Annotated in this window: 23 protein-coding genes and 1 pseudogene; 19 read left to right on the top strand and 5 right to left on the bottom strand. The window is 71.6% G+C overall.

Annotation, left to right across the window (positions count from 1 at the left end; genetic code table 11):
* Positions 1–4 precede the first annotated feature (4 nt).
* The 6 genes from A4U64_RS13340 to trmD all read left to right on the top strand — a co-directional run bounded on the left by A4U64_RS13340 (position 5) and on the right by trmD (position 3977).
* Entirely contained in the window at positions 5–1099 is a 1095-nt protein-coding gene (locus A4U64_RS13340) for an amidohydrolase family protein (RefSeq protein WP_065922647.1), read from the top strand.
* The gene (locus A4U64_RS13335; RefSeq protein WP_006933689.1) at positions 1096–1842 is read left to right on the top strand and encodes a CPBP family intramembrane glutamic endopeptidase; all 747 of its coding nucleotides are present in this window, start codon (positions 1096–1098) and stop codon (positions 1840–1842) included. The genes A4U64_RS13340 and A4U64_RS13335 overlap by 4 nt, the downstream gene beginning before the upstream one ends.
* A gap of 176 nt (positions 1843–2018) precedes the next feature.
* Positions 2019–2459: a 30S ribosomal protein S16 gene (rpsP, locus tag A4U64_RS13330; RefSeq protein ID WP_006933690.1), complete on the top strand. Its 441-nt coding sequence runs from the start codon at positions 2019–2021 to the stop codon at positions 2457–2459.
* Positions 2459–2701 carry an RNA-binding protein gene (locus A4U64_RS13325; protein ID WP_006933693.1) on the top strand — a complete coding sequence of 81 codons (243 nt, stop codon included), beginning with the start codon at positions 2459–2461 and terminating at the stop codon, positions 2699–2701. Before rpsP ends, A4U64_RS13325 begins: the two co-directional genes overlap by 1 nt.
* 10 nt (positions 2702–2711) lie before the next feature.
* Entirely contained in the window at positions 2712–3269 is a 558-nt protein-coding gene (gene rimM / locus A4U64_RS13320; RefSeq protein WP_029543205.1) for a ribosome maturation factor RimM, read from the top strand.
* A 6-nt stretch (positions 3270–3275) separates the two neighbouring features.
* Positions 3276–3977, top strand: coding sequence for a tRNA (guanosine(37)-N1)-methyltransferase TrmD (trmD, locus tag A4U64_RS13315; RefSeq protein WP_006933695.1), 702 nt, complete (start codon positions 3276–3278; stop codon positions 3975–3977).
* Between the two features lie 10 nt (positions 3978–3987).
* On the opposite strand, the gene A4U64_RS13310 is transcribed toward trmD, so the two are convergent.
* Entirely contained in the window at positions 3988–4944 is a 957-nt protein-coding gene (locus A4U64_RS13310) for a hypothetical protein (protein WP_006933696.1), read from the bottom strand.
* Positions 4945–5060: 116 nt separating this feature from the next.
* Here A4U64_RS13310 and A4U64_RS13305 point away from each other — a divergent pair, with 116 nt between their 5' ends.
* The 6 genes from A4U64_RS13305 to A4U64_RS13280 all read left to right on the top strand — a co-directional run bounded on the left by A4U64_RS13305 (position 5061) and on the right by A4U64_RS13280 (position 10812).
* Positions 5061–7418 carry a Tex family protein gene (locus tag A4U64_RS13305; RefSeq protein ID WP_050035088.1) on the top strand — a complete coding sequence of 786 codons (2358 nt, stop codon included), beginning with the start codon at positions 5061–5063 and terminating at the stop codon, positions 7416–7418.
* Between the two features lie 147 nt (positions 7419–7565).
* Positions 7566–8471, top strand: coding sequence for a hypothetical protein (locus A4U64_RS13300; RefSeq protein WP_198163295.1), 906 nt, complete (start codon positions 7566–7568; stop codon positions 8469–8471).
* An 85-nt stretch (positions 8472–8556) separates the two neighbouring features.
* The gene (gene rplS / locus A4U64_RS13295; protein ID WP_003939017.1) at positions 8557–8898 is read left to right on the top strand and encodes a 50S ribosomal protein L19; all 342 of its coding nucleotides are present in this window, start codon (positions 8557–8559) and stop codon (positions 8896–8898) included.
* A 108-nt stretch (positions 8899–9006) separates the two neighbouring features.
* The gene (gene lepB / locus A4U64_RS13290; protein ID WP_044476372.1) at positions 9007–9765 is read left to right on the top strand and encodes a signal peptidase I; all 759 of its coding nucleotides are present in this window, start codon (positions 9007–9009) and stop codon (positions 9763–9765) included.
* Positions 9762–10460 (top strand): ribonuclease HII, encoded by a 699-nt coding sequence (locus tag A4U64_RS13285; RefSeq protein ID WP_065922646.1) that lies wholly within the window; start codon positions 9762–9764, stop codon positions 10458–10460. Before lepB ends, A4U64_RS13285 begins: the two co-directional genes overlap by 4 nt.
* 37 nt (positions 10461–10497) lie before the next feature.
* A complete protein-coding gene (locus A4U64_RS13280) occupies positions 10498–10812 on the top strand; it encodes a DUF2469 domain-containing protein (RefSeq protein ID WP_003939014.1) in 315 nt (104 codons plus the stop codon).
* A 57-nt stretch (positions 10813–10869) separates the two neighbouring features.
* Here A4U64_RS13280 and A4U64_RS13275 read toward each other — a convergent pair whose 3' ends face one another.
* Positions 10870–12033 (bottom strand): IS30 family transposase, encoded by a 1164-nt coding sequence (locus A4U64_RS13275; RefSeq protein WP_051446190.1) that lies wholly within the window; start codon positions 12031–12033, stop codon positions 10870–10872.
* Positions 12034–12249: 216 nt separating this feature from the next.
* Here A4U64_RS13275 and A4U64_RS13270 point away from each other — a divergent pair, with 216 nt between their 5' ends.
* The 3 genes from A4U64_RS13270 to dprA are packed head-to-tail and all read left to right on the top strand — an operon-like array spanning position 12250 to position 15235.
* Positions 12250–12606: a YraN family protein gene (locus A4U64_RS13270; protein WP_006937458.1), complete on the top strand. Its 357-nt coding sequence runs from the start codon at positions 12250–12252 to the stop codon at positions 12604–12606.
* Positions 12606–14114 (top strand): YifB family Mg chelatase-like AAA ATPase, encoded by a 1509-nt coding sequence (locus A4U64_RS13265; protein WP_006937457.1) that lies wholly within the window; start codon positions 12606–12608, stop codon positions 14112–14114. Before A4U64_RS13270 ends, A4U64_RS13265 begins: the two co-directional genes overlap by 1 nt.
* Positions 14111–15235: a DNA-processing protein DprA gene (dprA, locus tag A4U64_RS13260; protein ID WP_065922645.1), complete on the top strand. Its 1125-nt coding sequence runs from the start codon at positions 14111–14113 to the stop codon at positions 15233–15235. The genes A4U64_RS13265 and dprA overlap by 4 nt, the downstream gene beginning before the upstream one ends.
* Before the next feature lie 3 nt (positions 15236–15238).
* Here dprA and A4U64_RS13255 read toward each other — a convergent pair whose 3' ends face one another.
* Positions 15239–15475, bottom strand: coding sequence for a hypothetical protein (locus A4U64_RS13255; protein WP_231385896.1), 237 nt, complete (start codon positions 15473–15475; stop codon positions 15239–15241).
* A 133-nt stretch (positions 15476–15608) separates the two neighbouring features.
* Here A4U64_RS13255 and A4U64_RS13250 point away from each other — a divergent pair, with 133 nt between their 5' ends.
* Entirely contained in the window at positions 15609–16403 is a 795-nt protein-coding gene (locus tag A4U64_RS13250) for a siderophore-interacting protein (protein WP_037200801.1), read from the top strand.
* 6 nt (positions 16404–16409) lie between these two features.
* On the opposite strand, the gene A4U64_RS13245 is transcribed toward A4U64_RS13250, so the two are convergent.
* On the bottom strand, positions 16410–17570 hold the full coding sequence (locus A4U64_RS13245) for a multidrug effflux MFS transporter (RefSeq protein ID WP_029543234.1): 1161 nt from the start codon (positions 17568–17570) through the stop codon (positions 16410–16412).
* Between the two features lie 97 nt (positions 17571–17667).
* On the opposite strand from A4U64_RS13245, the gene A4U64_RS13240 reads away from it, so the two are divergent.
* The gene (locus A4U64_RS13240) at positions 17668–18594 is read left to right on the top strand and encodes a tyrosine recombinase XerC (RefSeq protein WP_006937450.1); all 927 of its coding nucleotides are present in this window, start codon (positions 17668–17670) and stop codon (positions 18592–18594) included.
* A gap of 575 nt (positions 18595–19169) precedes the next feature.
* Positions 19170–20210 (top strand): MinD/ParA family ATP-binding protein, encoded by a 1041-nt coding sequence (locus A4U64_RS13235; protein ID WP_335740040.1) that lies wholly within the window; start codon positions 19170–19172, stop codon positions 20208–20210.
* Between the two features lie 55 nt (positions 20211–20265).
* Here the strand turns inward: A4U64_RS13235 and A4U64_RS27740 are convergent.
* A pseudogene (locus tag A4U64_RS27740) lies at positions 20266–20748 on the bottom strand (M23 family metallopeptidase); the annotation flags it as partial.
* Between the two features lie 321 nt (positions 20749–21069).
* Between A4U64_RS27740 and rpsB the strand changes: the two are divergent.
* Entirely contained in the window at positions 21070–21942 is an 873-nt protein-coding gene (gene rpsB / locus A4U64_RS13230) for a 30S ribosomal protein S2 (protein ID WP_043800040.1), read from the top strand.
* Positions 21943–21988 lie beyond the last annotated feature (46 nt).

Below are 21988 nucleotides of genomic sequence, written 5' to 3'. Positions count from 1 at the left end.
CGCCGTGGCGTTCACCCTGCGCGGACGGTCCCTGCCGGACGGCGAACCGATCGAGCTGTGGATCGGCGACGACGGCACGTTCGCCGGCGAGCCGATCCCCGGGGCCGAGCTGCTCACCGCCGACGGCTGGATCCTGCCCGGTCTCGTCGACGCCCACTGCCACGTCGGGATCCGCTTCGGCGGCGGCGCGGAGGACGCGGACGGGCTGATCGCGCAGGCCGTCACCGAGCGCGACGCCGGGGTGCTGCTGCTGCGCGACGCGGGATCCCCGGTCGACACCCGGCACCTCGACGAGCGGGCCGACCTGCCGCGGATCGTGCGCGCGGGACGGCACATCGCCGCCCCCAAGCGCTACATCCGCGGGCTGCCCGTCGACCTCGAAGACGAATCGCAGCTGCCGGACGAGGTGGTTCGCCAGGCCCGCGCGGGGGACGGCTGGGTCAAGCTCATCGGCGACTGGATCGACCGCGGCACCGGCGATCTCGCGCCGCTGTGGTCGGACGGGATCCTCGTCGAGGCGATCGCCGCGGCCCACCGCGCGGGAGCGCGCGTGACCGCCCATGTGTTCGGGGAGGACGCGCTGCCCGGCCTGCTCGCCGCCGGCATCGACTGCCTCGAACACGGCACCGGGCTGACGGACGACACGATCGCCACCATGGCCGCGCAGGGCACGGTCCTCGTGCCGACCCTGGTCAACATCGAGAACTTTCCCGAGATCGCCGACTCGGCCACCCGGTTCCCGGTCTACGCGGCGCACATGCGGGACCTGCACGCCCGTGTCGCGGACACCGTCGGCGCCGCCCACGACGCCGGGATCCCGATCTACGCCGGCACCGATGCCGGCGGCTCGGTGCGGCACGGTCGCATCGCCGACGAGGTCGCCGCCCTCGGCAAGGTGGGGCTGACCCCGACCGAGGCGCTCGGCGCCGCCAGCTGGACGGCCCGGGCCTGGCTGGGGCATCCGAGCCTCGAGCCGGGCGCCCCCGCCGACCTGACGGTGTACGAGCTGGATCCGCGGACCGGGCCGGACGTGCTGGCCCGGCCGGGCCTGGTGATGCTCCGGGGTGCCGTCGTCACCCGCCGCGCCGCCTTCGCATGACCGTCCCCGAGCCACCCGACCCGGAGACCGCTGCGGCCCCGCCCCGGCCCGCGCCCTCGCCCCCCGCGCACCGGTGGGGCCTCCCGGCCGCGCTGGTGGTGCTGGCCGTGAACCTCGCCGGCTTCACGCTGGGACCGGTCCTGGCCGGGGAGGGCTTCGTCGCCGAGACATACGTGCTCGCCATCATGGCCCCCACCCTGCTCGCGGGGGCGGCGGCCGTGGCGTTCAGCGTGTGGCGTGGCTGCGGACCCGTCGCCGACTTCGGACTGCCGCGGTCGTGGCCCGAGTTCCGCAACCAGCTCGGAATCGGTCTGCTCGGCGGGGGAATCGCGCTGCTCGGCGCGCTGATCCTGGCAGCGATCCTCGTCGTCGCCCTCGGCATCGACGCCGCCGATTCCCCGCTCACCGCCCTGGTCGGGTTGCCCACGGTGTGGAAACTGCTGCTCGTGGCCTGGGTGTGGTTCGGCGCCCCGCTCGGCGAGGAGCTGATGTTCCGCGGCATGCTCTGGGGGGCGCTCGAACGCCGGCCCGAGCGATGGTGGGGACGCCCGATCGGCGTCCTGACGATCACCACCGTCGTGTTCGCCATGTGGCATCAGGAGTGGTGGCGGCTGCCGGTCCTGTTGTGGGGCGGAGCGGCGATGGGGTTCGCGCGGCTGCGCGGCGGGTCGGTGTTCTCCTCCTGGGTGGCGCACTCGCTCAACAACACCCTGCCCGCGCTGAGCCTGCTGTTTCTGCTCTGACCTCCCGTTTTCGTCCCGGCGGGCGGATCTGGCAGAATGGATCGCTGTCGTCGCATCCGGTTACGTACCGCGCGGCGGTCACAGGATAGAGGCAAAACCGGACGTGCCAGAAGGGCACGTCGTCCGAATTGCACGTGACAGGCGTATTTCGCATGCGCCGAAGGAGATTCACAGCAGTGGCTGTCAAGATCAAGCTCACCCGTCTCGGCAAGATCCGCAACCCGCAGTACCGCATCGTGGTTGCCGATTCGCGCACCCGCCGCAACGGCCGCGCCATCGAGACCATCGGCAAGTACCACCCGAAGGAAGAGCCCTCGCTGATCGAGATCGACTCGGAGCGGGCCCAGTACTGGCTCGGCGTCGGTGCGCAGCCGACCGAGCCGGTCGAGAACCTCCTCAAGATCACCGGCGACTGGCAGAAGTACAAGGGTCTCCCCGGCACCGAGGGCACCCTGCGTAAGGCCGAGCCGAAGCCGTCCAAGCTCGAGCTGTTCCAGGCCGCCCTCGCGCAGGCCGAGAACGCGCCGGCTGCCGAGGCCGTCACGCCCAAGAAGAAGAAGGCCGCCAAGGAAGACACCGCGGAGGAGTCCTCCGTGTCCACCGAGGCTGCCGAGTAATGAGCACCGTTGTCGCCGATGCCGTCGAGCATCTCGTCCGTGGGATCGTCGCCAACCCCGACGACGTGCGCGTCGAGCTGATCACGGGCCGTCGGGGGCGCACCGTCGAGGTGCACGTGCACCCCGACGATCTCGGCAAGGTCATCGGCCGCGGCGGCCGCACCGCGACCGCCCTGCGGACCCTCGTCTCCGGCATCGGGGGCCGTGGGATCCGCGTCGACGTCGTCGACACCGACCAGTAGGCGCGCCGCGGTGGAGCTCGTGGTGGGCCGTGTCGCCAAGTCGCACGGCATCAAGGGTGAGGTGGTCGTCGAGGTTCGCACCGACGAACCCGAGGAGCGCTTCGCCGTCGGCGCCGTGCTGCACGGCCGCAAGCCCCGCGAGCAGACCCTGCAGACGTACACGGTGGAAGCCGCCCGGGAACACTCCGGGCGGCTTCTGCTGCGCCTGCGGGGGATCGCCGACCGCAGCGCCGCCGACGCCCTGCGCGGCACCCTGTTCCTCGTCGACAGCGCCGACCTGCCGCCGTCCGACGACCCGGACGAGTTCTACGACCACGAGCTCGAGGGCCTGGCCGTACGCATCGTCGCGGGACGGCCCGACGCCGGCACCGAGATCGGTACCGTTCGCGAGGTGCTGCACACCGCCGCCGGCGAACTGCTCGCCGTCCGCCCGGCCGGCGACGAACGGCGCGAACTGCTGATCCCGTTCGTCACCGCGATCGTGCCGACGGTGTCGCTCGCGGGCGGCGTCATCGAGATCGACCCGCCGGAGGGTCTGCTCGACCCCGACTTCGGCTCGGAGACATAACCTCCCGTGCGATTCGACGTCGTCACCATCTTCCCCGAATACCTCGAGCCGCTGCGCGTCGCGCTGCTCGGCAAGGCCATCGACAAGGGCCTCGTCTCCGTCGGGATCCACAACCTGCGGGACTGGACCCACGACGTGCACAAGGCCGTCGACGACTCCCCGTACGGCGGGGGACCGGGCATGGTCATGAAGCCCACGGTGTGGGGGCCCGCCCTCGACGACGTGCTCGCCGGCCCCGACGGCGAACCCGACCCCGACGTGCTGCTCGTCGTCCCCACCCCGGCCGGCGTGCCGTTCGACCAGGCCACCGCGCAGCGCTGGGCCGGCGAGAAGCGCATCGTGTTCGCCTGCGGCCGCTACGAGGGCATCGACCAGCGCGTCTTCGACGACGCCGCCCGCCGGGTCCGGGTCGAAGAGGTCAGCATCGGCGACTACGTCCTCATCGGCGGCGAGGTCGCCGTCCTCGTCATGACCGAGGCCGTCGTGCGACTGCTGCCCGGCGTTCTCGGCAATCAGCAGTCCCACCAGGAGGACTCCTTCTCCGACGGCCTCCTCGAGGGCCCCAGCTACACCCGCCCCGTCAGCTGGCGCGGCCTCGAGGTGCCGCCGGTGCTGCTGTCCGGGGACCACGCCAAGGTCGCCGCATGGCGCCGGGAGCGGGCGCTCGAGCGCACCCGCGAACGCCGACCCGACCTGCTCGCCGACTGACCGGTCACGGTCAGTGCGCGCCGGCGCCGCCGAACACCGTGCGGACCACCTCGGTGACCGTGTCCCGCGCGTGCTGCGCACTCGCATCCCCGGTCACGTCGAACAGCGCCGTGTCCGGCAGATCGGCCCACCGGTCGTCGCCGTCGTCGTAATGCACGAGCTCGCGGGCGAGCACCACCAGCACATACCGCTCGTCCTCGCCGACGAACCCCGTGGACAGGTGGATCCAGCGCCCGTCGAGGCAGCACATCCAGCCCTGCTTCACGCCGAGTCCCGTCGTGTCGACCAGCCCGTCCGGCAACCCGAAATGCTGGTCGTACCCGTCGGCGCCGACCGGAGCGGCGGCCCGCAGGTGCCCGACGATCGTCGCGCGGCCCCACTCGTCCAGCCCGCCCGTGCCGTCGAGCAGGTCCGCGTACCAGGTGAGCAGGTCCGACGCGGTGGTGACGGTGTTCCACCACAGCCCGTCCGCGGGCGCGACGGTGCCGGTGAACGCGTGCCGTGCGGCGGTGCGCTCGACGATCTCCGAGTCGCCGTGCCGGAACCACAGGTCGTTCGCCGCCGAGTCGTCCGACGACTCGAGCATCGCGGTGATCCGGTCGTAGTCACTGCCGCCGAGCGGCAACTCGCCGGTCGCCGCCCGGTACAGCAGGTCGTCGGCGATGAACAGCTTGGCCACCGACGCGGTCTCGATCGGCGCGTCGACGCCCCCGACGACCCGGCGCCCGGTCCGACGATCGAGCGCGGCGATCGTCACGTCGGCGCCGCGTCCGGCGGCGGTCGCCGCCGCGGCCGTCATCCGGTCGGGCAGCGAACCGAACGGTTCCAGCGGGCCCGGGGACTCGACGGCGGCGGACGGCAGGGCGACCGGCGACACGACCGGCTCCGGGCCGCACGCACCCACCGTCGCCGCCGTCAGCAACGACAGCGCCAGCACCGCCCAGCGGCCGCCGCGCACCCGGGACATTCCCACGCTCCTGTAGTCGATTGTCCGGCGAGCTCGCCCCACCGTCCACCTCGGAGACGGGCGCGCCCACGCGCGTCACCGAGGGCGGAGGAAGGATAACGGTAGGGTCGACCGCTGTGACGACCGCTCTCAAGACCGTGAATCAGCGCATCGCCGAGGAACTCGACGTCCGGGAAGGTCAGGTCGCCGCGGCGGTCGACCTGCTCGACGGCGGCGCAACGGTGCCGTTCATCGCGCGCTACCGCAAGGAGGTCACCGGCGCGCTCGACGACGCCCAGCTCCGGCAGCTCGAGGAACGCCTGCGATACCTGCGTGAGCTCGACGAGCGCCGCACCGCGGTGCTCGAATCCATCGAGTCGCAGGGCAAGCTCGACGACGAGCTGCGCACGCAGATCCTCCTCGCCGACACCAAGGCCCGGCTCGAGGACATCTACCTGCCGTTCAAGCCGAAGCGGCGCACCAAGGCGCAGATCGCGCGGGAGGCCGGCCACGAGCCCGTCGCCGACGCCCTGATCGGCGACCCCACCACCGATCCCGCGCAGTACAGCGCCGAACAGCTCGACGGCGCCCGCGCCATCCTCGTCGAACGCTTCGCCGAGGACGCCGACCTCGTCGGCGAACTGCGTGACGCGATGTGGACCCGCGGACAGCTGAAGTGCACCGTGCGTCCCGGCAAGGAAACCGAGGGCGCCAAGTTCGCCGACTACTTCGACTTCTCCGAGCCCTTCACCGACCTGCCCTCGCACCGCATCCTCGCGGTGCTGCGCGGCGAGAAGGAGGAGGTACTCAGCCTGTCGCTCGAGCCGGACACCGAGGAACCCGAGCCCGGGCAGCGCACCTACTTCGAAGGCCGCATAGCCGCCCGCTTCGGCATCGCCGACGAGGGCCGGCCCGCCGACAAGTGGCTCCTCGACACCGTCCGCTGGGCGTGGCGCACCAAGCTGCTGGTCTCCCTGGCCCTCGACACCCGTATGCGGCTGCGGCAGTCCGCCGAGAAGGACGCCGTCGACGTGTTCGCCGCCAACCTGCGCGACCTGCTGCTCGCCGCCCCCGCCGGCACCCGGCCGACGATGGGACTCGACCCCGGCTTCCGCACCGGCACCAAGGTCGCCGTCGTCGACGCCACCGGTAAGGTCGTCGCGCACGACACGATCTACCCGCACCAGCCGCACAACAAGTGGGACCAGGCCCTGGCCACCCTCGCGCGGCTCGTCGCGCAGCACGGGGTGGAACTGATCGCGATCGGGAACGGCACCGCCTCCCGCGAAACCGATGCCCTCGCCACCGAGCTGATCGCCAAGTCCGGCGCCACGAATCTCACCAAGATCGTGGTGTCCGAGGCCGGCGCGTCCGTGTACTCGGCGTCGGCGTACGCGTCGAAGGAACTGCCGGATCTCGACGTGTCGATCCGCGGTGCGGTGTCCATCGCCCGGCGCCTGCAGGACCCGCTCGCCGAGCTCGTCAAGATCGATCCCAAGTCCATCGGCGTCGGCCAGTACCAGCACGACGTGTCCGAGACGATGCTCGCCCGCTCCCTCGGCGCGGTCGTCGAGGACGCGGTGAACGCCGTCGGCGTGGACGTCAACACCGCCTCGGTGCCGTTGCTCGCCCGGGTGTCGGGCATCGCCTCGTCCCTCGCGGAGAGCATCGTCGCCCATCGAGACCAGCACGGCCCGTTCCGCACCCGCAAGGCCCTCACGGACGTGCCGCGCCTCGGTCCGAAGGCGTTCGAGCAGTGCGCCGGCTTCCTGCGGATTCCCAACGGCGACGACCCGCTCGACACCTCGAGCGTGCACCCCGAGGCGTACCCGGTGGTGCGGCGCATCGTCGAACGGAACGGCGGCGACGTGCGCGAGCTCATCGGCAACACCGCGGTGCTGCGCCGGCTGCGGCCGGCGGAGTTCGTCGACGACCGCTTCGGCCTGCCCACCGTCACCGACATCATCGCCGAGCTCGAGAAGCCGGGCCGCGACCCGCGCCCGGAGTTCAAGACCGCGACGTTCGCCGCCGGCGTGGAGAAGGTCGCCGACCTGAAGCCCGGCATGGTGCTCGAGGGTGTGGTCACCAACGTCGCGGCGTTCGGCGCGTTCGTCGACGTCGGGGTGCATCAGGACGGCCTCGTGCACGTGTCCGCGATGTCCCGCAGCTTCGTCCAGGACCCGCACGACGTCGTGAAGTCCGGCGAGGTGGTCAAGGTCAAGGTGCTCGACGTGGACGTGCCCCGGCAGCGGATCAGCCTGACGCTGCGCCTCGACGACGAGATCCCCGCCCCCGGTGCCCCCGCCGGCGGTGCCGACCCGGGCGGTCCGCAGGACCGCGGCGGGCGCCGGCCCGGCGGCCAGCGGCAGGGTGGGAAGCGGCAGGGCGGACAGCGGCAGGGGCAGGGCGGCCGCCGCGGGGACCGTCGCCAGGACGCCGCGCCCGCCGCCGGATCGATGGCGGACGCGCTGCGGCGTGCCGGATTCGGCAAGTAGATGCGCCCCGGGCCGCGCCGACTACCGGCGCGGCCCGGTTCCTGACATCCTCGGGAGCATGCAGCCCACGGTGACGACCGGCCGCGCGCCGAAGGACCCGCTCCGCCTCGTCGACGGCGTTCCGAGGGCGATCGCGCGGTGACTGCGGTGACCGAGTGGCTGCAGCGCGAGATCATCGAGCGCGGGCGGCTGCCGCTGCTGTTCTTCCTGCTCGGCTTCCTCCTCGCGTTCCTCTTCATCCGATTCAGCGTCCGCATGATCCGCGCCCAGGTGCGCTGGTGGCCCGGCAATGTCACCCCCGGCGGACACCACGTGCACCACGTGGTGTTCGGCGTGGTCACCATGGTGATCGCGGGCGGGTCCCTGATCGCGGTCTACGAGGACGGCACGCAGACCACCGGAGCGGCCCTGGCCACGCTCTTCGGCATCGGGACCGCGCTCGTGCTCGACGAGTTCGCCCTGATCTTCTATCTCAACGACGTGTACTGGGAGCAGGAGGGACGCGTCTCGGTGGATGCGGTCTTCGTCGCGATCGCCGTCACCGGCCTGGTGTTGCTCGGCCTGCAGCCCCTCGAGTTCGCCGACGTCACCAACTTCCGGGAGGACCCGTCGTGGGTCACCCGCACGCTGATCGCCCTCTCCGCGCTCGCAAATCTCGCCCTCGCGGCGGTCGTGCTGGCCAAGGGCAAGATCTGGACGGGCCTGATCGGCCTGTTCGTCTTCCCGCTGCTGCTGATCGGCGCGGTGCGCCTGTCGCGGCCCGGCGCCCCCTGGGCGCGGTGGCGCTACAGCGGCAAGGTCCGCAAGATGCGCCGCGCGATCGAGCGGGAGAGGCGCTATCGGCGCCCGGTGATCCGGGCGAAGATCTTCGTGCAGGACCTCGTCGCGGGCAAACCGACGATGGACACCGTGCACGGGGCCGTCGAGCACTCCCGCGTCGCCGCCGAAGCCGAACTGGCCCGCAAGGTGCACGCCGCGCCCCCGCCGATTTCCGCCACCCCGGCACCGTCTGGCACAATTGACGGGTTGCCCGGCTCGGGCACGCATACCTGACCTGGGCACGAACCAGTCGAGCACCGCCTTCCGGCGGCTGCCGCTCGGTTCCTCTGCTCATGCGAACAAGCGAGGATGACAACCGATGAACACCCTGGACTTCCTGGACGCCAAGTCCCTGCGCGACGACATTCCGGACTTCCGTGCCGGCGACACCCTGAACGTGCACGTGAAGGTCATCGAGGGCTCCAAGGAGCGCGTGCAGGTCTTCAAGGGCGTCGTGATCCGTCGCCAGAACGGTGGCATCCGCGAGACCTTCACCGTGCGCAAGGTGTCGTTCGGCGTCGGCGTCGAGCGGACCTTCCCGGTGCACAGCCCCAACCTCGCCAAGATCGAGGTCGTCACCCGCGGTGACGTGCGTCGCGCCAAGCTGTACTACCTGCGCGAGCTGCGTGGCAAGGCCGCCAAGATCAAGGAAAAGCGCTGACCTCGTCGCGCTGACCGCCAGGCCCCGAGTAGCCCGGTCCGGATTCGTTCCGGGCCGGGCTACTCTGATTCGGTGGCAGATTCATCGCGAGACCCGGCCGTGCCGGAGATGCAGCAGCGCAGCACCGACGACACGCCCGAACGCGATCGGAAACAGGACAAGAAGGAGAAGTCGTTCCTGCGGGAACTGCCCGTCCTGATCCTCGTCGCACTCGTGCTGAGCTTCCTGCTCCAGACCTTCGTCGCGCGGGTCTACCTCATCCCCTCGGAGTCGATGGAACCCACGCTGCACGGCTGCCCCGGCTGCACCGGCGACCGGATCGTCGTCGAGAAGATCGGCTATCGCTTCGGCGACCCCCGGCCCGGCGACGTCGTGGTCTTCCGTGGCCCCGACTCCTGGTCCACCGGCTACGTCTCCACCCGCTCCGACAACGTCGTGATCCGCGGCGTGCAGGAGGTCGGATCCCTCGTCGGACTCGTCCCGCCCGACGAGAACGACCTCGTCAAGCGTGTGATCGCCGTCGGCGGGCAGACCGTCGAATGCTGCGACGACCAGGGCCGCGTCCTCGTCGACGGCAAGCCCCTCGACGAGCCGTACATCGAGATGGACTTCCCGTTCACACCCGGCGTGGTCACCTGCGAGACCGAGGTGCGCTCGGGCCGGTGCTTCGGGCCGGTCACCGTGCCGGACGGTCACCTCTGGGTCATGGGCGACAACCGCTCGAACTCCGCGGACTCCCGTTACCACGTCGCCGACGAGAACCAGGGCACCATCCCGATCGACAACGTGATCGGCAAGGCCCGGTTCATCGTCCTGCCGCCGTCGCGGTGGGGCACCATCGATTCCCCGGAGATCCAGCAACCGTGACGTCGTGGCCGCCGCGTGCCGTGATCCGCAGGTCCGCGGGCCTGCGCACCATGGAGTCGACGCTCGTGCGGTGCGGGCTCGGGCCGGTCGCGGGTGTCGACGAGGCCGGGCGCGGCGCCTGCGCCGGGCCGCTGGTCGTCGCCGCCTGCATCCTCGATCCCAAACCGCACCCGTCGCTCGCGCGCCTCGACGACTCCAAGAGGCTCACCGAGAAGACCCGCGAGGAGTTGTTCCCGATCATCCGCCGTCGCGCGGTGGCGTGGAGCGTGGTGATCGTGCCGGCGGCCGAGATCGACGTCATCGGCGTGCACGTGGCCAACATCGAGGGCATGCGCCGCGCGGTGATGCGGCTGTCCGTCGCGCCCGGGTACGTCCTCACCGACGGCTTCCGCGTGCCCGGCCTGCCGGCGCCGTCGTTGCCGGTCATCGGCGGCGACGCCGCGGCGGCCTGCATCGCGGCGGCGAGCGTGCTCGCCAAGGTCACCCGGGACCGGATCATGGTCGACCTCGACGGCGAGCTGCCCGGCTACGGCTTCGCCGTCCACAAGGGCTACAGCACCCCCGCGCACATGGCGGCATTGCGGGAGCTCGGCCCCAGCCGGGAGCATCGGCTGCGGTACGCCAACGTTGCCGCCCTCCTCGGCGACGACGCCGGCCCCGGCCGATTCGGCTCCGACGAGGCGGATGCGGGATGATGGATCAACACACCAGAACGGGAGGACACCGAGACCGATGAGTGCCGAGGATCTCGAGAAGTACGAAACCGAGATGGAGCTCTCGCTGTACCGGGAGTACCGGGACATCGTCGGTCAGTTCGCGTACGTCGTGGAGACCGAGCGACGGTTCTATCTCGCCAATGCGGTCGAGCTGCTGCCGCACAACTCCGGCGGCGAGGTGTACTTCGAAGTGCGCATGTCCGATGCGTGGGTGTGGGATATGTACCGCCCCGCCCGCTTCGTCAAGCACGTCCGGGTCATCACCTTCAAGGACGTCAACATCGAAGAGCTCGACAAGCCGGACCTGCGCCTGCCCGACAAGCTGGGGTAGCGCCCCTACGACCTCCCGTACGTGGCCGAATGTCACATTCCTTCGATCTGGGCGGTTTCAGGCGGCCGATGCGACAAGCTCGGTGAACGCTTCGGTTGGCGTGCGCCAGCGTAGCGTCTGCCGGGGGCGGCCGTTGAACTCGTCCTGGACCTGCTGCAGGTCCTCGGGCGTGTACACCGACAGGTCGGTGCCCTTGGGGAAGTACTGCCGGAGCAGACCGTTGGTGTTCTCGTTGGTGCCGCGCTGCCACGGCGAGTGCGGATCGCAGAAGTAGACAGCGACGTCGGTGGCCATGGTGATCTGGGCATGAGCACGCATCTCGTGGCCCTGATCCCAGGTCACCGACCGCTGCATCACCTCCGGCAACGACCGCATCGCGGCGATCATCGCATCGCGGACGCCGGACACGTCGCGGACCTTCGGCAGGTGCAGCAACACCACGTACCGGGTGGTGCGCTCGACCAGGGTGCCGATCGCCGAGCGGTTGCGCGCCCCCATGATCAGATCTCCCTCCCAGTGCCCGGGCACCGCCCGGTCCTCGACCTCGGCGGGCCGCTGGGAGATGAGGATCTTGTCGGGAATATGGCGGGCACTGCTCGGCACTCGCCCCTGCGGCACCCGACGGGTGTGCCGGCGCCGCAGATACTCCGAAAGCTCTTTTCGCAGTTCGCCTTTCAGTTGCACATACACGGCCTGGTAGATGGTTTCGTGGGACACCCGCATCTCCGCTCGGTCGGGGAAGTCGACCACCAGCCTGGCCGAGATCTGCTGCGGGGACCAGCGCAGCTTCAGCCTGGCGACGACATACGCGCGCAACTCGGGTGCGGCCATCAGCTTGGCGACTTTCGGTCGCAGTGCTCGGGTCCAGGCCCGCGCGTGGGCCGACACGGCGCGGTAGCTACCGTCGCGGTTGCTGTTGCGTTCGATCTCCCGGTAGATCACCGACCGGTGCCGGCCCAGGTGCGCGGCGATCGTCTGGACCGACTCGTTGCGGGCGAGTCCGAGGGCGACAAGCTCCCGCTCGCCCAGGGACAACGACCGTCCGCCGTGCTCCCAGTGCGGGGCACGGCGGACGGTGCCGTTGGCCTCGTCCTCCCACCGGTAGCCGGTTTGTCGGCTGACACCGACCGCGGCTGCGGCCTTGGCGATCGACACCTTCGTCATGCGCATGGCGAAGAACCTAGCCTTCTTCGCCTCTCGTGCTGCTCGACCCACTGACATCTCCCCTGGTCAGGGAGCGTGTCGCATGGACCACCTGAGTCAGCCCTGATCGAAGCGGTGTGACATTCGGCCACGTGCCGTTCCGGGCCTCCTCCGCGTCGGCCGAAGTTGTCCACACCCGGCGAGTTCATCCACAGATTTCGTGATCCGGCCCGGTGCGGACCGCGGAGGACCTTCGCGTGGCGCACAGTGGTCGCCACACAGGGAGGGACGGGGATGGGACGCAATCAGCAGGTGGGGGCGCTGGGGGAGGACCTGGCGGCCGAGTTTCTCGAGTCGGCGGGCATGGTGGTGCTCGCGCGCAACTGGCGCAGCCGGTACGGGGAACTCGATCTGATCGCCGAGGACGGCGACACGGTGGTGTTCGTGGAGGTCAAGACCCGCACCGGCCTCGGATACGGCACGCCCGCCGAGGCGGTGACCGCGGTGAAGGCGGACCGGATCCGCCGACTGGCCGCGTTGTGGTTGTCCGGCCGGCAGCAACGGTGGCGGCGGGTGCGGGTCGACGTGGTCACGGTGCTGCTTCCACAGCGGGGCGAACCCTTGATCACCCACCGGCGGCAGGTGCTGTGATGGCGCTGGGGAAGGCGTACTCGGTGGCCGTCACGGGGGTGGACGGGCAGGTCGTGGAAGTCGAGGCCGACATCGGCCGCGGCCTGCCGGGAGTGAAGATGGTGGGCCTGCCCGACACCGCGCTGCAGGAGTCCCGGGATCGGGTGCGCGCGGCGGTGACGAATTCCGGTGGTGAATGGCCGGATTCGCGCGTGGTGCTGGCCCTGTCGCCGGCGACGCTGCCGAAGGTGGGCAGCGTGTACGACCTCGCCCTCGCGTGTGCGGTGCTCAACGCCGCCAAGTCGATTCCGCCCGAGGGTGTTTCGCGGACGGTTCTGCTCGGAGAGCTGGCGCTCGACGGCCGGGTGCGGTCGGTGCGCGGGGTACTGCCGGCGGTGCTGTCCGCCAAACGCGCCGGGTGGGAGCGGGTGGTGGTCCCGGCCTCCACGATGTCCGAGGCCGGGCTGGTCGACGGCATCGACATCTACGGGGCGGACACCCTCACCGAGGTGGTGCTGTGGCTGCGCGGAGACGGCCCCCTCGAGCGGCCCGGTCCCCGGCCGGTGGGGGAGCGGCCGGGGCGGGCGGACATGAGCGAGGTGGTCGGTCAGCACGAGGCGCGACGGGCCATCGAGATCGCCGCCGCCGGCGCGCACCACCTGATGCTCACCGGCCCACCCGGAATCGGGAAGACGATGCTCGCCCAGCGGCTTCCCGGCGTGCTGCCGGCGCTGACGGAGGAACAGGCGCTCGAGGTGACCGCGATCCACTCCGTCGCCGGAACCCTGTCGGCGGACCGGCCGCTCGTCACCGACCCGCCGTTCATCGCTCCACACCACACCGCCTCGGTCAGTTCGCTCGTCGGTGGGGGCAGCGGCATGGCCAAACCCGGCGCGGTCAGCCGTGCACACCGGGGCGTGCTGTTCCTCGACGAGGTCGCCGAGATGGGCACCAAGGCGCTCGAGGCGCTGCGGACCCCGCTCGAGGACGGCGAGGTGCGGATCGCCCGCCGCGACGGCGTCGCGCGCTATCCGGCGCGGTTCCAGCTGATCCTCGCCGCCAATCCGTGCCCGTGTGCCCCGCCGCGCGACGCCGACTGCGTGTGCCCGCCCACCGCCCGACGTCGCTACCTGGGCAGGCTGTCGGGTCCGCTGCTGGACCGGGTGGACCTGCGGGTCCGGATGGAGACGGTGGCCACCGGCGCCCTCATGGGGGAGGCGGGGGAGAGCACCGAGGACGTCCGCGCCCGAGTGGCCCGCGCCCGGGCCGCGGCGGCCGAGCGGTGGGGGGTCCACGGCTGGAGCACCAACGCCGAGGTGCCCGGCCCTGCACTCCGGCAGAAGTTCCGCCTGCCCGCCGCGGCGCTCAAGCCGGTCGAATGGGCGCTGCGGAAGGGCGCGATCACCGCCCGCGGGGCCGATCGGGCGTTGCGCGTCGCCTGGACGTTGGCGGACCTGGCCGAACTGGACGCACCGGGTGAGGTGCAGGTGGCGGCGGCGCTGGATTTCCGGGATCGGGGGACGGCGTGAGCGCGGCGGAGCCGCGCCGGCTGGCGTGGGCGTACCTGTCGACGGTCGCCCAGGGTGCGTCGCGGATGCTGAATGCTGCGATCGAGGCGGACGGCCCGGAGGCGGTCGCCGCGGCCGTGCGCGACGGCTCGATCGGCGGCGCGTTACGCCGTCGCACCCTCGCACGTGCCCATCTCGACTCGGCGGCGCAGGATCTCGAGCTCGTCGCGCGGCTGGGTGGACGGTTGGTGACGCCGGACGACGCGGAGTGGCCGGCGTGGCAGTTGCTGGCGTTCGACGGCCTCGACGGCGCGGACACCGATGCGGCGCCGGTGGCGCTGTGGGTGGTGGGTCGGCGGCGCATCGACGAGCTGGTCGAGCGGTCCGTCGCCGTGGTCGGCACGCGTGCGGCGAGCGGCTACGGGGAGAACGTGACCGCGGAGATCGCCGGGGACCTGGCGATGGACGGGTGGGCGGTGCTGTCGGGGGCGGCTTTCGGGGTCGATGCCGCGGCGCATCGGGCGGCGCTGGGGGTCGGCGGCGCGACGATGGCGGTGCTCGCGTGCGGGGTGGACCGGGCGTATCCGGCGGCGCACACCGGGTTGCTGCGGCAGATCGCCGAGCACGGGGCGGTGGTCAGCGAGTATCCGCCCGGGACGGTGCCGGCGCGGTTCCGGTTCCTGGCCCGCAATCGGCTGGTCGCCGCGCTCGGCGGAGGTGTGCTGGTGGTGGAGGCGGGGTGGCGCAGCGGGGCGCGGAACACGGCGGCGTGGGGCCGGCGGCTGGGGCGTCCGGTGCTGGCGGTGCCGGGGCCTGTGACATCGGCGGCGTCGCAGGGCTGTCATCGGATGATCCGGGAGCAGGAGGCGCGGCTGGTGGGCACCGCGCGCGAAGTCGTCGAGGAGATCGGCCAGATGGGCGTGAGCGACGACGGCGACGGGCGGTGGGCGCGTGCGCTCGACGGGCTCTCGGGCGACATGGCGTCCGTGTACGAGGCCCTGCCGGCGGTGGGGGCGGTGTCGGTGCAGCAGCTGTCGGAGGCGTCGGGGCTGCTCGTGGAGCGGGTGCGGGCGGCGTTGCCGCTGCTCGAGCTGGAGGGACACGTGCAGCGGGAGGGGGCCGGCTGGGCGCGCAGCGTGTGACGGTCAGGACTGCTCGTGCCCGCGCAGCTCCTCGGCCTTGGACAGGATTGGCTTGTAGTACCTGTCGCCGAGTACCTTCGTCACCTGGGCCGCGAGCTCGGTCTCTCCGGTCTGGAGCAGGACGTACTCGAGTTCGGCCAGCTGTGCGCCGATCGTTTCGCGCCGGCGGTCGGTGTCCTCGAGGGCGCCGACCAGGCTGGTCAGGTACTGCGACGTGACGGTGTTCATCGTTTCTCGCATACCGCAACGATGGCGGAATTCCGTCGTGATTTCGGCGGATCGGGCGATCCCGGTGGTGCCACGGCGAGGCGGTGCTGTGGCTGCGGCCGGACCGCACGCGTAGGCTGCCATGGTTAGGTAAGCCTGAGCAAATATGGAGGTGGGCGTGGCCCCGAAGACCCCGCGATCGACGACCCTGACAGTGACGGGCAGCGAACGCCTGACCCCGCACCTGGTGCGGGTCCACTTCGGCGGTCCCGGATTCGACGAGTTCGAACCCGGCCCGTACACCGACTCGTACGTCAAACTCGAACTGGAGGCGGGCGGCGGGACGGTCCTGCGCACCTACACGGTGCGAGCAGTGAACCCGCGGTCCAGGCAGATCGCGATCGACTTCGTCGTCCACGGCGATCACGGTGTCGCCGGACCCTGGGCGGCATCCGTCCGGCCGGGGCAGACCGTCGTGGTCCGCGGGCCGGGCGGCGCCTACCGGCCCGATCCGGAGGCCGACTGGCACCTGCTCGCCGGTGACGACACCGCGATACCGGCCGTCGCTGCGGCGCTCGAGGCGCTGGCGCCGGACGCAGTGGGCCGGGTGTTCCTCGAGGTCACCGACGCCGCCGACGCGATCGACCTCGCGGCGCCCCCCGGCGTCGAGGTCACCTGGCTGCACCGCGGCTCCGGTGCCGGGGCCGTCGGGCCGGACCTCTCCGGCGCGAACGCGCCGCTCGTCGCCGCGGTGACCGGCGCCGAGTGGCTTCCGGGAGATCCGCACGTGTTCATCCACGGCGAGGCGGAGACCGTCATGCACCACCTGCGGCCGTACATCCGCAAGACCCGCGGGGTTCCGGCGGCACGCGCGTCGATCTCCGGGTACTGGCGGCGCGGCCGCAGCGAGGAGGGCTTCCGGGAGTGGAAGCGCGAACTCGCGACGGTCGAGGCGCGGTGACGGTGCTCAGGCGCGCTCGCGGGTGAGGGTGAGCAGCGCGGTCATGGAGAGCGCGGCCGAGATCGCTATCGCCAGCGCCATCGGCAGCGCGGTGTCCTCCCCGCCGAGCCCGACCAGCGGCGACACCAGGGCGGCCAGGCCGAACTGGGACGCGCCCATGACCGCGGAACCGGTGCCCGCGGCCTTCGGTACCTGCCCCTGCGCCAGCGCCGTCGCGTTGCCCATGACGAAGCCCAGGCTGGAGACGACGAGGAACAGCAGCGGCAGCACCAACCAGCGGTTCGTGTCGGCCACCAGGACGGCGAGCACCAGCAGCACCCCGGCGGTCAGCATCTGGGTCACGCCGTAGCGCAACAGGTCCCGCACCTCGAAGCGGCCGATGAGCCGGGTGTTGACGATGTTGCCTGCGACGAGGCCCACCGAGTTGGCGGCGAAGATCAGGGAGAACTGTCCCGGCGTCATGCCCAGGACCTCCTGGACCACGAACGGTGACGCGGAGATGTACGAGAACATCGCGCCGAAGCCGAGCGCGAACGTCGCGGCATAGCCCACGAACCGTCGGTTGCCGATCACCGTGCCGAAGTTGCGGGCGAGCATCGCCAGGCCCCCGCTGTGGCGTCGCTCGGGCGGCAGGGTCTCCGGGACGACCGTGAGCACCGCGACGATCATCAGCACGGCCAGGCCCGTCAGGACCCAGAAGATGCCGCGCCAGCCGATGGGCCCCAGGAGGACGCCGCCCAGCAGGGGCGCGACGATCGGTGCCACACCGCCGATGATCATCATGACGCTGAACAGGCGGGCGGCCTCGTTGCCGCGGGCGCGGTCCGCGATCACCGCGCGCGCCAGCACGATTCCTGTGCCGCCGCTGAAGCCCTGGATCAACCGGGCCGCGATGAGCACCTCCACCGTCGGTGCCGTCGCGCACAGGGCGCTGCTCAGGGCCAGGACGACGGTGCCCGCCAGCAGCAGGCGGCGCCGGCCCCACCCGTCGGAGAGCGGGCCCACGATCAGCTGCCCGACACCCAGGCCGGCCATGAACGTGGTGAGAGTGAGCTGGATACCGACCGTGCTGGTGCCGAGGCTCTCCGACATGACCGGCAGTCCGGGCAGATACATGTCGGTGGCCAGAGGCGCGGTGGCGGAGAGCAATGCCAGTCCGAACAGCATCGGCAACGGAATCGTTTTACTCACGAACTAACCTTAGTGTGCCCTCGGTCGGCGTGTTCGGTTGCGTGGGCGGTGCCCACGGCGCACGGTGACGGCCATGGACACCGCGCTGCCGCCGCCCCTCGCCGTGCACCTCGAGGAGTTCGTCGAGCACCTCGACCTGCAGGGCGGCCGGTCGGCCCACACGATCCGCGCGTACACCACCGACATCCGCACCCTCCTCGCTCACCTCGAGGCCGGCCACCCGGATGCGCGGATCGCCGACCTCACTCTCGAGGTGCTCCGCTCCTGGCTCGCCGGCCAGGTGACGAGTGGCGCCGCCCGCACGACCCTGGCGCGGCGCACCTCGTCCGCCCGCACCTTCTGCGCGTGGCTGGCTCGCACGGGCCGGCTCGACCACGATCCCGCGGCGCGGCTGGCATCGGCCCGCACCCATCGCACTCTCCCGCCGGTACTGCGTGCCGACCAGGCCTGTGAGGTGATGACCGCTGCGGAAGCCGGTGCGCGCGAGATGGAGCCGGTGGCACTGCGGGATCGGCTCGTGCTGGAACTGCTGTATGCGACGGGTATCCGGGTCGGTGAGCTGTGCGGACTCGACGTCGACGACGTCGACACCGAGCGCAGGGCGCTGCGCGTGGTCGGCAAGGGCAACAGGGAACGGACCGTGCCGTACGGGGCGCCCGCGGCCGCCGCGCTCGACGCGTGGCTGCGCACCGGGCGGCCCGCCCTCGCGCGCCCGGATTCGGGGCCCGCCCTGCTGCTCGGCAAACGCGGCGGTCGGCTGGGCCCGCGCCAGGTCCGTACCGTGGTCCACGAGACCGTGGCCGCCGTCCCTGGCGCGCCGGATCTCGCGCCGCACGGGCTGCGGCACAGCGCCGCAACACACCTGCTCGAGGGGGGCGCCGACCTGCGGGTGGTGCAGGAGCTGCTGGGGCACTCGAGCCTGGCGACGACCCAGCTCTACACCCATGTCTCGGTAGCACGGCTGCGTGCGGCACACGAACAGGCGCATCCGCGGGCGTGACCTGTACGCGGCGACGGCCGCGGCGCGGTTTGGTACGGTCGCCGCCGCATCTGCTGTGCAATCCGGGGGGATAAGTGGCATACGACGAGTCGACGCACGCTCTGCCGGCCTGGCTTCGGGACGAGCCGGCGCCCGACCCGGCGCCGACCGGTCGCCGGGGCAGGCGACGGGGGAGTGACCGGACGGTCGGGGGGCCCGTCGAGGCCGAGCCGCCCGTGCAGCCGCCGGCGGCTGCCGAGCCCGTTCGCCTCCCGGCTCCGGTGCCGTCGATTCCGTTCGGCATGCCACCACGACGCCGTCCCGACTCCGTGCCCGAATCGCCGGTCGTCGAACCCGCGATTCCCGAACCCGCGATTCCCGAGCCGGCGACGACCGAGCCGGCGACGACCGATCCGGCGGCGACGGAACCGGTGGTCGCCGAACCACCGGTAGCCGAAGCCGCGGTCACCGGGCCGGTAGCCGCCGAGGGTCCGGAAGAGGCCGTGCCGCCGAGTGATCCGGCGGGGCGTCGCCCCGCCGAGCCCGTGCCGGCTTCGCCGGAGTCCGGCTCGGAACCCGACGAGGTGCACCCGCGAATGTCGGAAGATGATGCGGGGCAGCGTTGGTCGACCATATCCGCGTCGTCCCGAGGGGTCTCGTCGGAGCTCGACGCGTCGGAGCCGCGGCCGTCGAACCTGGACCTGACCTCCGGTGCGCTCGTCCGGCGGTCCCGTCGCACCCCGGTGACCGGCTGGCGGCGCGGCGTGCACCGGCTCACCGGGGGAATCCTCGCGCCCGGCGAATCGGCCGACGAGGCACACAGGCGCGAGCTCGTCGACCGGGTCCGGCAGCCGATCAGCGGCGACAACCGGATCGCCGTGCTCTCCCTCAAGGGCGGTGTCGGAAAGACGACGACCACCGTCGGGCTCGGCGCCACGTTCGCCTCGTTGCGGGGCGACTGCGTGATCGCGGTGGACGCGAATCCCGACTTCGGCACGCTCGCACAGCGGGTGCCGCAGCAGACCGAGTCCACGGTGCGCGACCTGCTCGCCGCGGCCCCGCGGATCTCCCGCTACTCCGATGTCCGCGCGCACACTTCCCAGGCACCGAGCCGCCTCGAGGTGCTTGCGAGTGAACGCGACCCGGCCGTGTCGGAGGCGTTCAGCGAGGACGACTACCGCCGGGTCGTGGACATCCTGCGGGTGTACTACAACGTCGTCCTCACCGATTGCGGCACGGGCATCATGCATTCGGCCATGCGTGGTGTGCTCGCCCTCGCCCACGCCCTTGTGCTGGTCGCGTCCCCGGCGATCGACGGCGCCCGGAGCGCCGCGGCGACCCTCGACTGGCTGCAGCACCACGGGTTCGGGGCGCTCGTCGAACGCACCGTCGTGGTGATCAGCGCCGCCCGGCCCGGGGCCACCAACATCGACATGGAGGCTGTGACGGGCCACTTCCTCGCGCGGTGCCGGGCCGTGCAGGTGGTGCCGTTCGACGAGCACCTCGCCGAGGGGGCCGAGATCGACCTCGGCCTGCTCCGCCCGGCCACCCGCCGGGCCTTCCTCGAGCTCGCCGCCATGGTCGCCGACGACTTCGCGACGGTGTCGGGGCGTCACGCCGCCGGCCGTCGCGCGTAGCGGAGCGGAGCCGCGACCTGATCGGCCGTCGCGCGTAGCGGAGCCGCGGCCTACGGGAAACCGGCTGGAGACGGATCACCGACCGCACGAGCGGCAGAGGGTCGAGGTAGTCGTCGCGGTCCCGGCGCAGACCCCAGTGCAGGCAGGCCGGGGCGCGGCAGCCCTCGTGGCCCGGTTCGAGGGTGCCGAGCGGATCACCCCGTTCCACGCGCCGGCCGGCCGTCACCGTCGCGGTCACCGGCTCGTAGGTGGTGCGCAGCCCGCCGGCGTGCGCCACCGAGACGACGGGTTTGCCGGCGACGGTCCCGGCGAACACCACCACCCCGGCGCCGGCGGCGAGCACCGGCTGACCGGGCCGGCCGGTGAGGTCGGCGCCGCGGTGTCCGGGAAGCCAGTCGTGCTCGGGACCGTCGAAGGGGCGGGCCAAGGTCGGCCGTGGATGCAGCGGCCAGCCGAACTCGCGCGGGGCGGCCGCGGCGGGAACCGAACCCGCGAGCGCGGTGAGCGCGGTCAGGACGGCGATCCCGGCGATCTTCATCCGCCCAGCGTGCCGGGCGGCGCCGGCGTGCGACAGGGCCTCGTCGACATTGTGGACAACCACCCGATCCATCCACAGATCGGCCGAACCGGCCTGCTGATCAGGCAGTTGTGGTTCCCGCGGGGCAAGGCCGTACACTGTTCGAGCGGTCTGTGTTCGCAGATCGACTTCGCGCGTCCGCGCGCTGATCGCCGCCCGGTGTGCCGGGCGCCATCGGAAAATGGCCGTCGGCCGGTCCCGCAAGGGTCCGACGGGCATGCGGACGCCAGGGCGGGGATCACCCGATCTCCCGCGGCAACCGAACCGAAAGAGAGAACAGCCATGGCTGTCGTAACAATGAAGCAGCTGCTCGACAGCGGCGCCCACTTCGGCCACCAGACCCGTCGCTGGAACCCGAAGATGAAGCGGTTCATCTTCACCGACCGCAACGGCATCTACATCATCGACCTGCAGCAGACCCTGACGTACATCGACAAGGCGTACGAGTTCATCAAGGAGACGGTCGCCCACGGTGGCACCGTGCTGTTCGTCGGCACCAAGAAGCAGGCGCAGGAGTCCATCGCGGAAGAGGCCACCCGGGTCGGGATGCCTTACGTGAACCAGCGCTGGCTCGGCGGCATGCTCACCAACTTCTCCACCGTCCACAAGCGCCTGCAGCGCCTGAAGGAGCTGGAGTCGATGGAGCAGACCGGTGGCTTCGAGGGTCGCACCAAGAAGGAAATTCTCATGCTCACGCGTGAGAAGACCAAGCTCGAGCGCACCCTCGGCGGCATCCGCGACATGGCCAAGGTGCCGTCGGCGATCTGGGTCGTCGACACCAACAAGGAGCACATCGCCGTCGGCGAGGCCCGCAAGCTGAACATCCCGGTCGTTGCGATCCTCGACACCAACTGCGATCCCGACGTCGTCGACTACCCGATCCCGGGCAACGACGACGCGATCCGGTCGGCCGCGCTGCTGACCAAGGTCGTCGCCTCCGCCGTCGCCGAGGGCGTGCAGGCCCGTGCCGGCCAGAGCGCCGACAAGGACGCCAAGCCGGAGTCCGGCGCCGGCGAGCCGCTCGCCGAGTGGGAGCAGGAGCTGCTCGCGCAGGCCACCCCCGCCGCCGAGGCCGAGGCTCCGGCCGCCGAGGCCGAGGCCCCCGCCGCCGACGCGGCGCCCTCCGCCGACGCGGCGCCCTCCGCCGAAGCCTGATCCGATGCGCGGCCCCGACCGGTAGATCCTGAGATCATGGTCGGGG

The sequence above is a fragment of the Rhodococcus sp. WB1 genome, from assembly GCF_001700945.1.
Taxonomy (GTDB): domain Bacteria; phylum Actinomycetota; class Actinomycetes; order Mycobacteriales; family Mycobacteriaceae; genus Rhodococcus; species Rhodococcus aetherivorans.
This window is presented reverse-complemented; position numbering and strand designations above follow the sequence as displayed.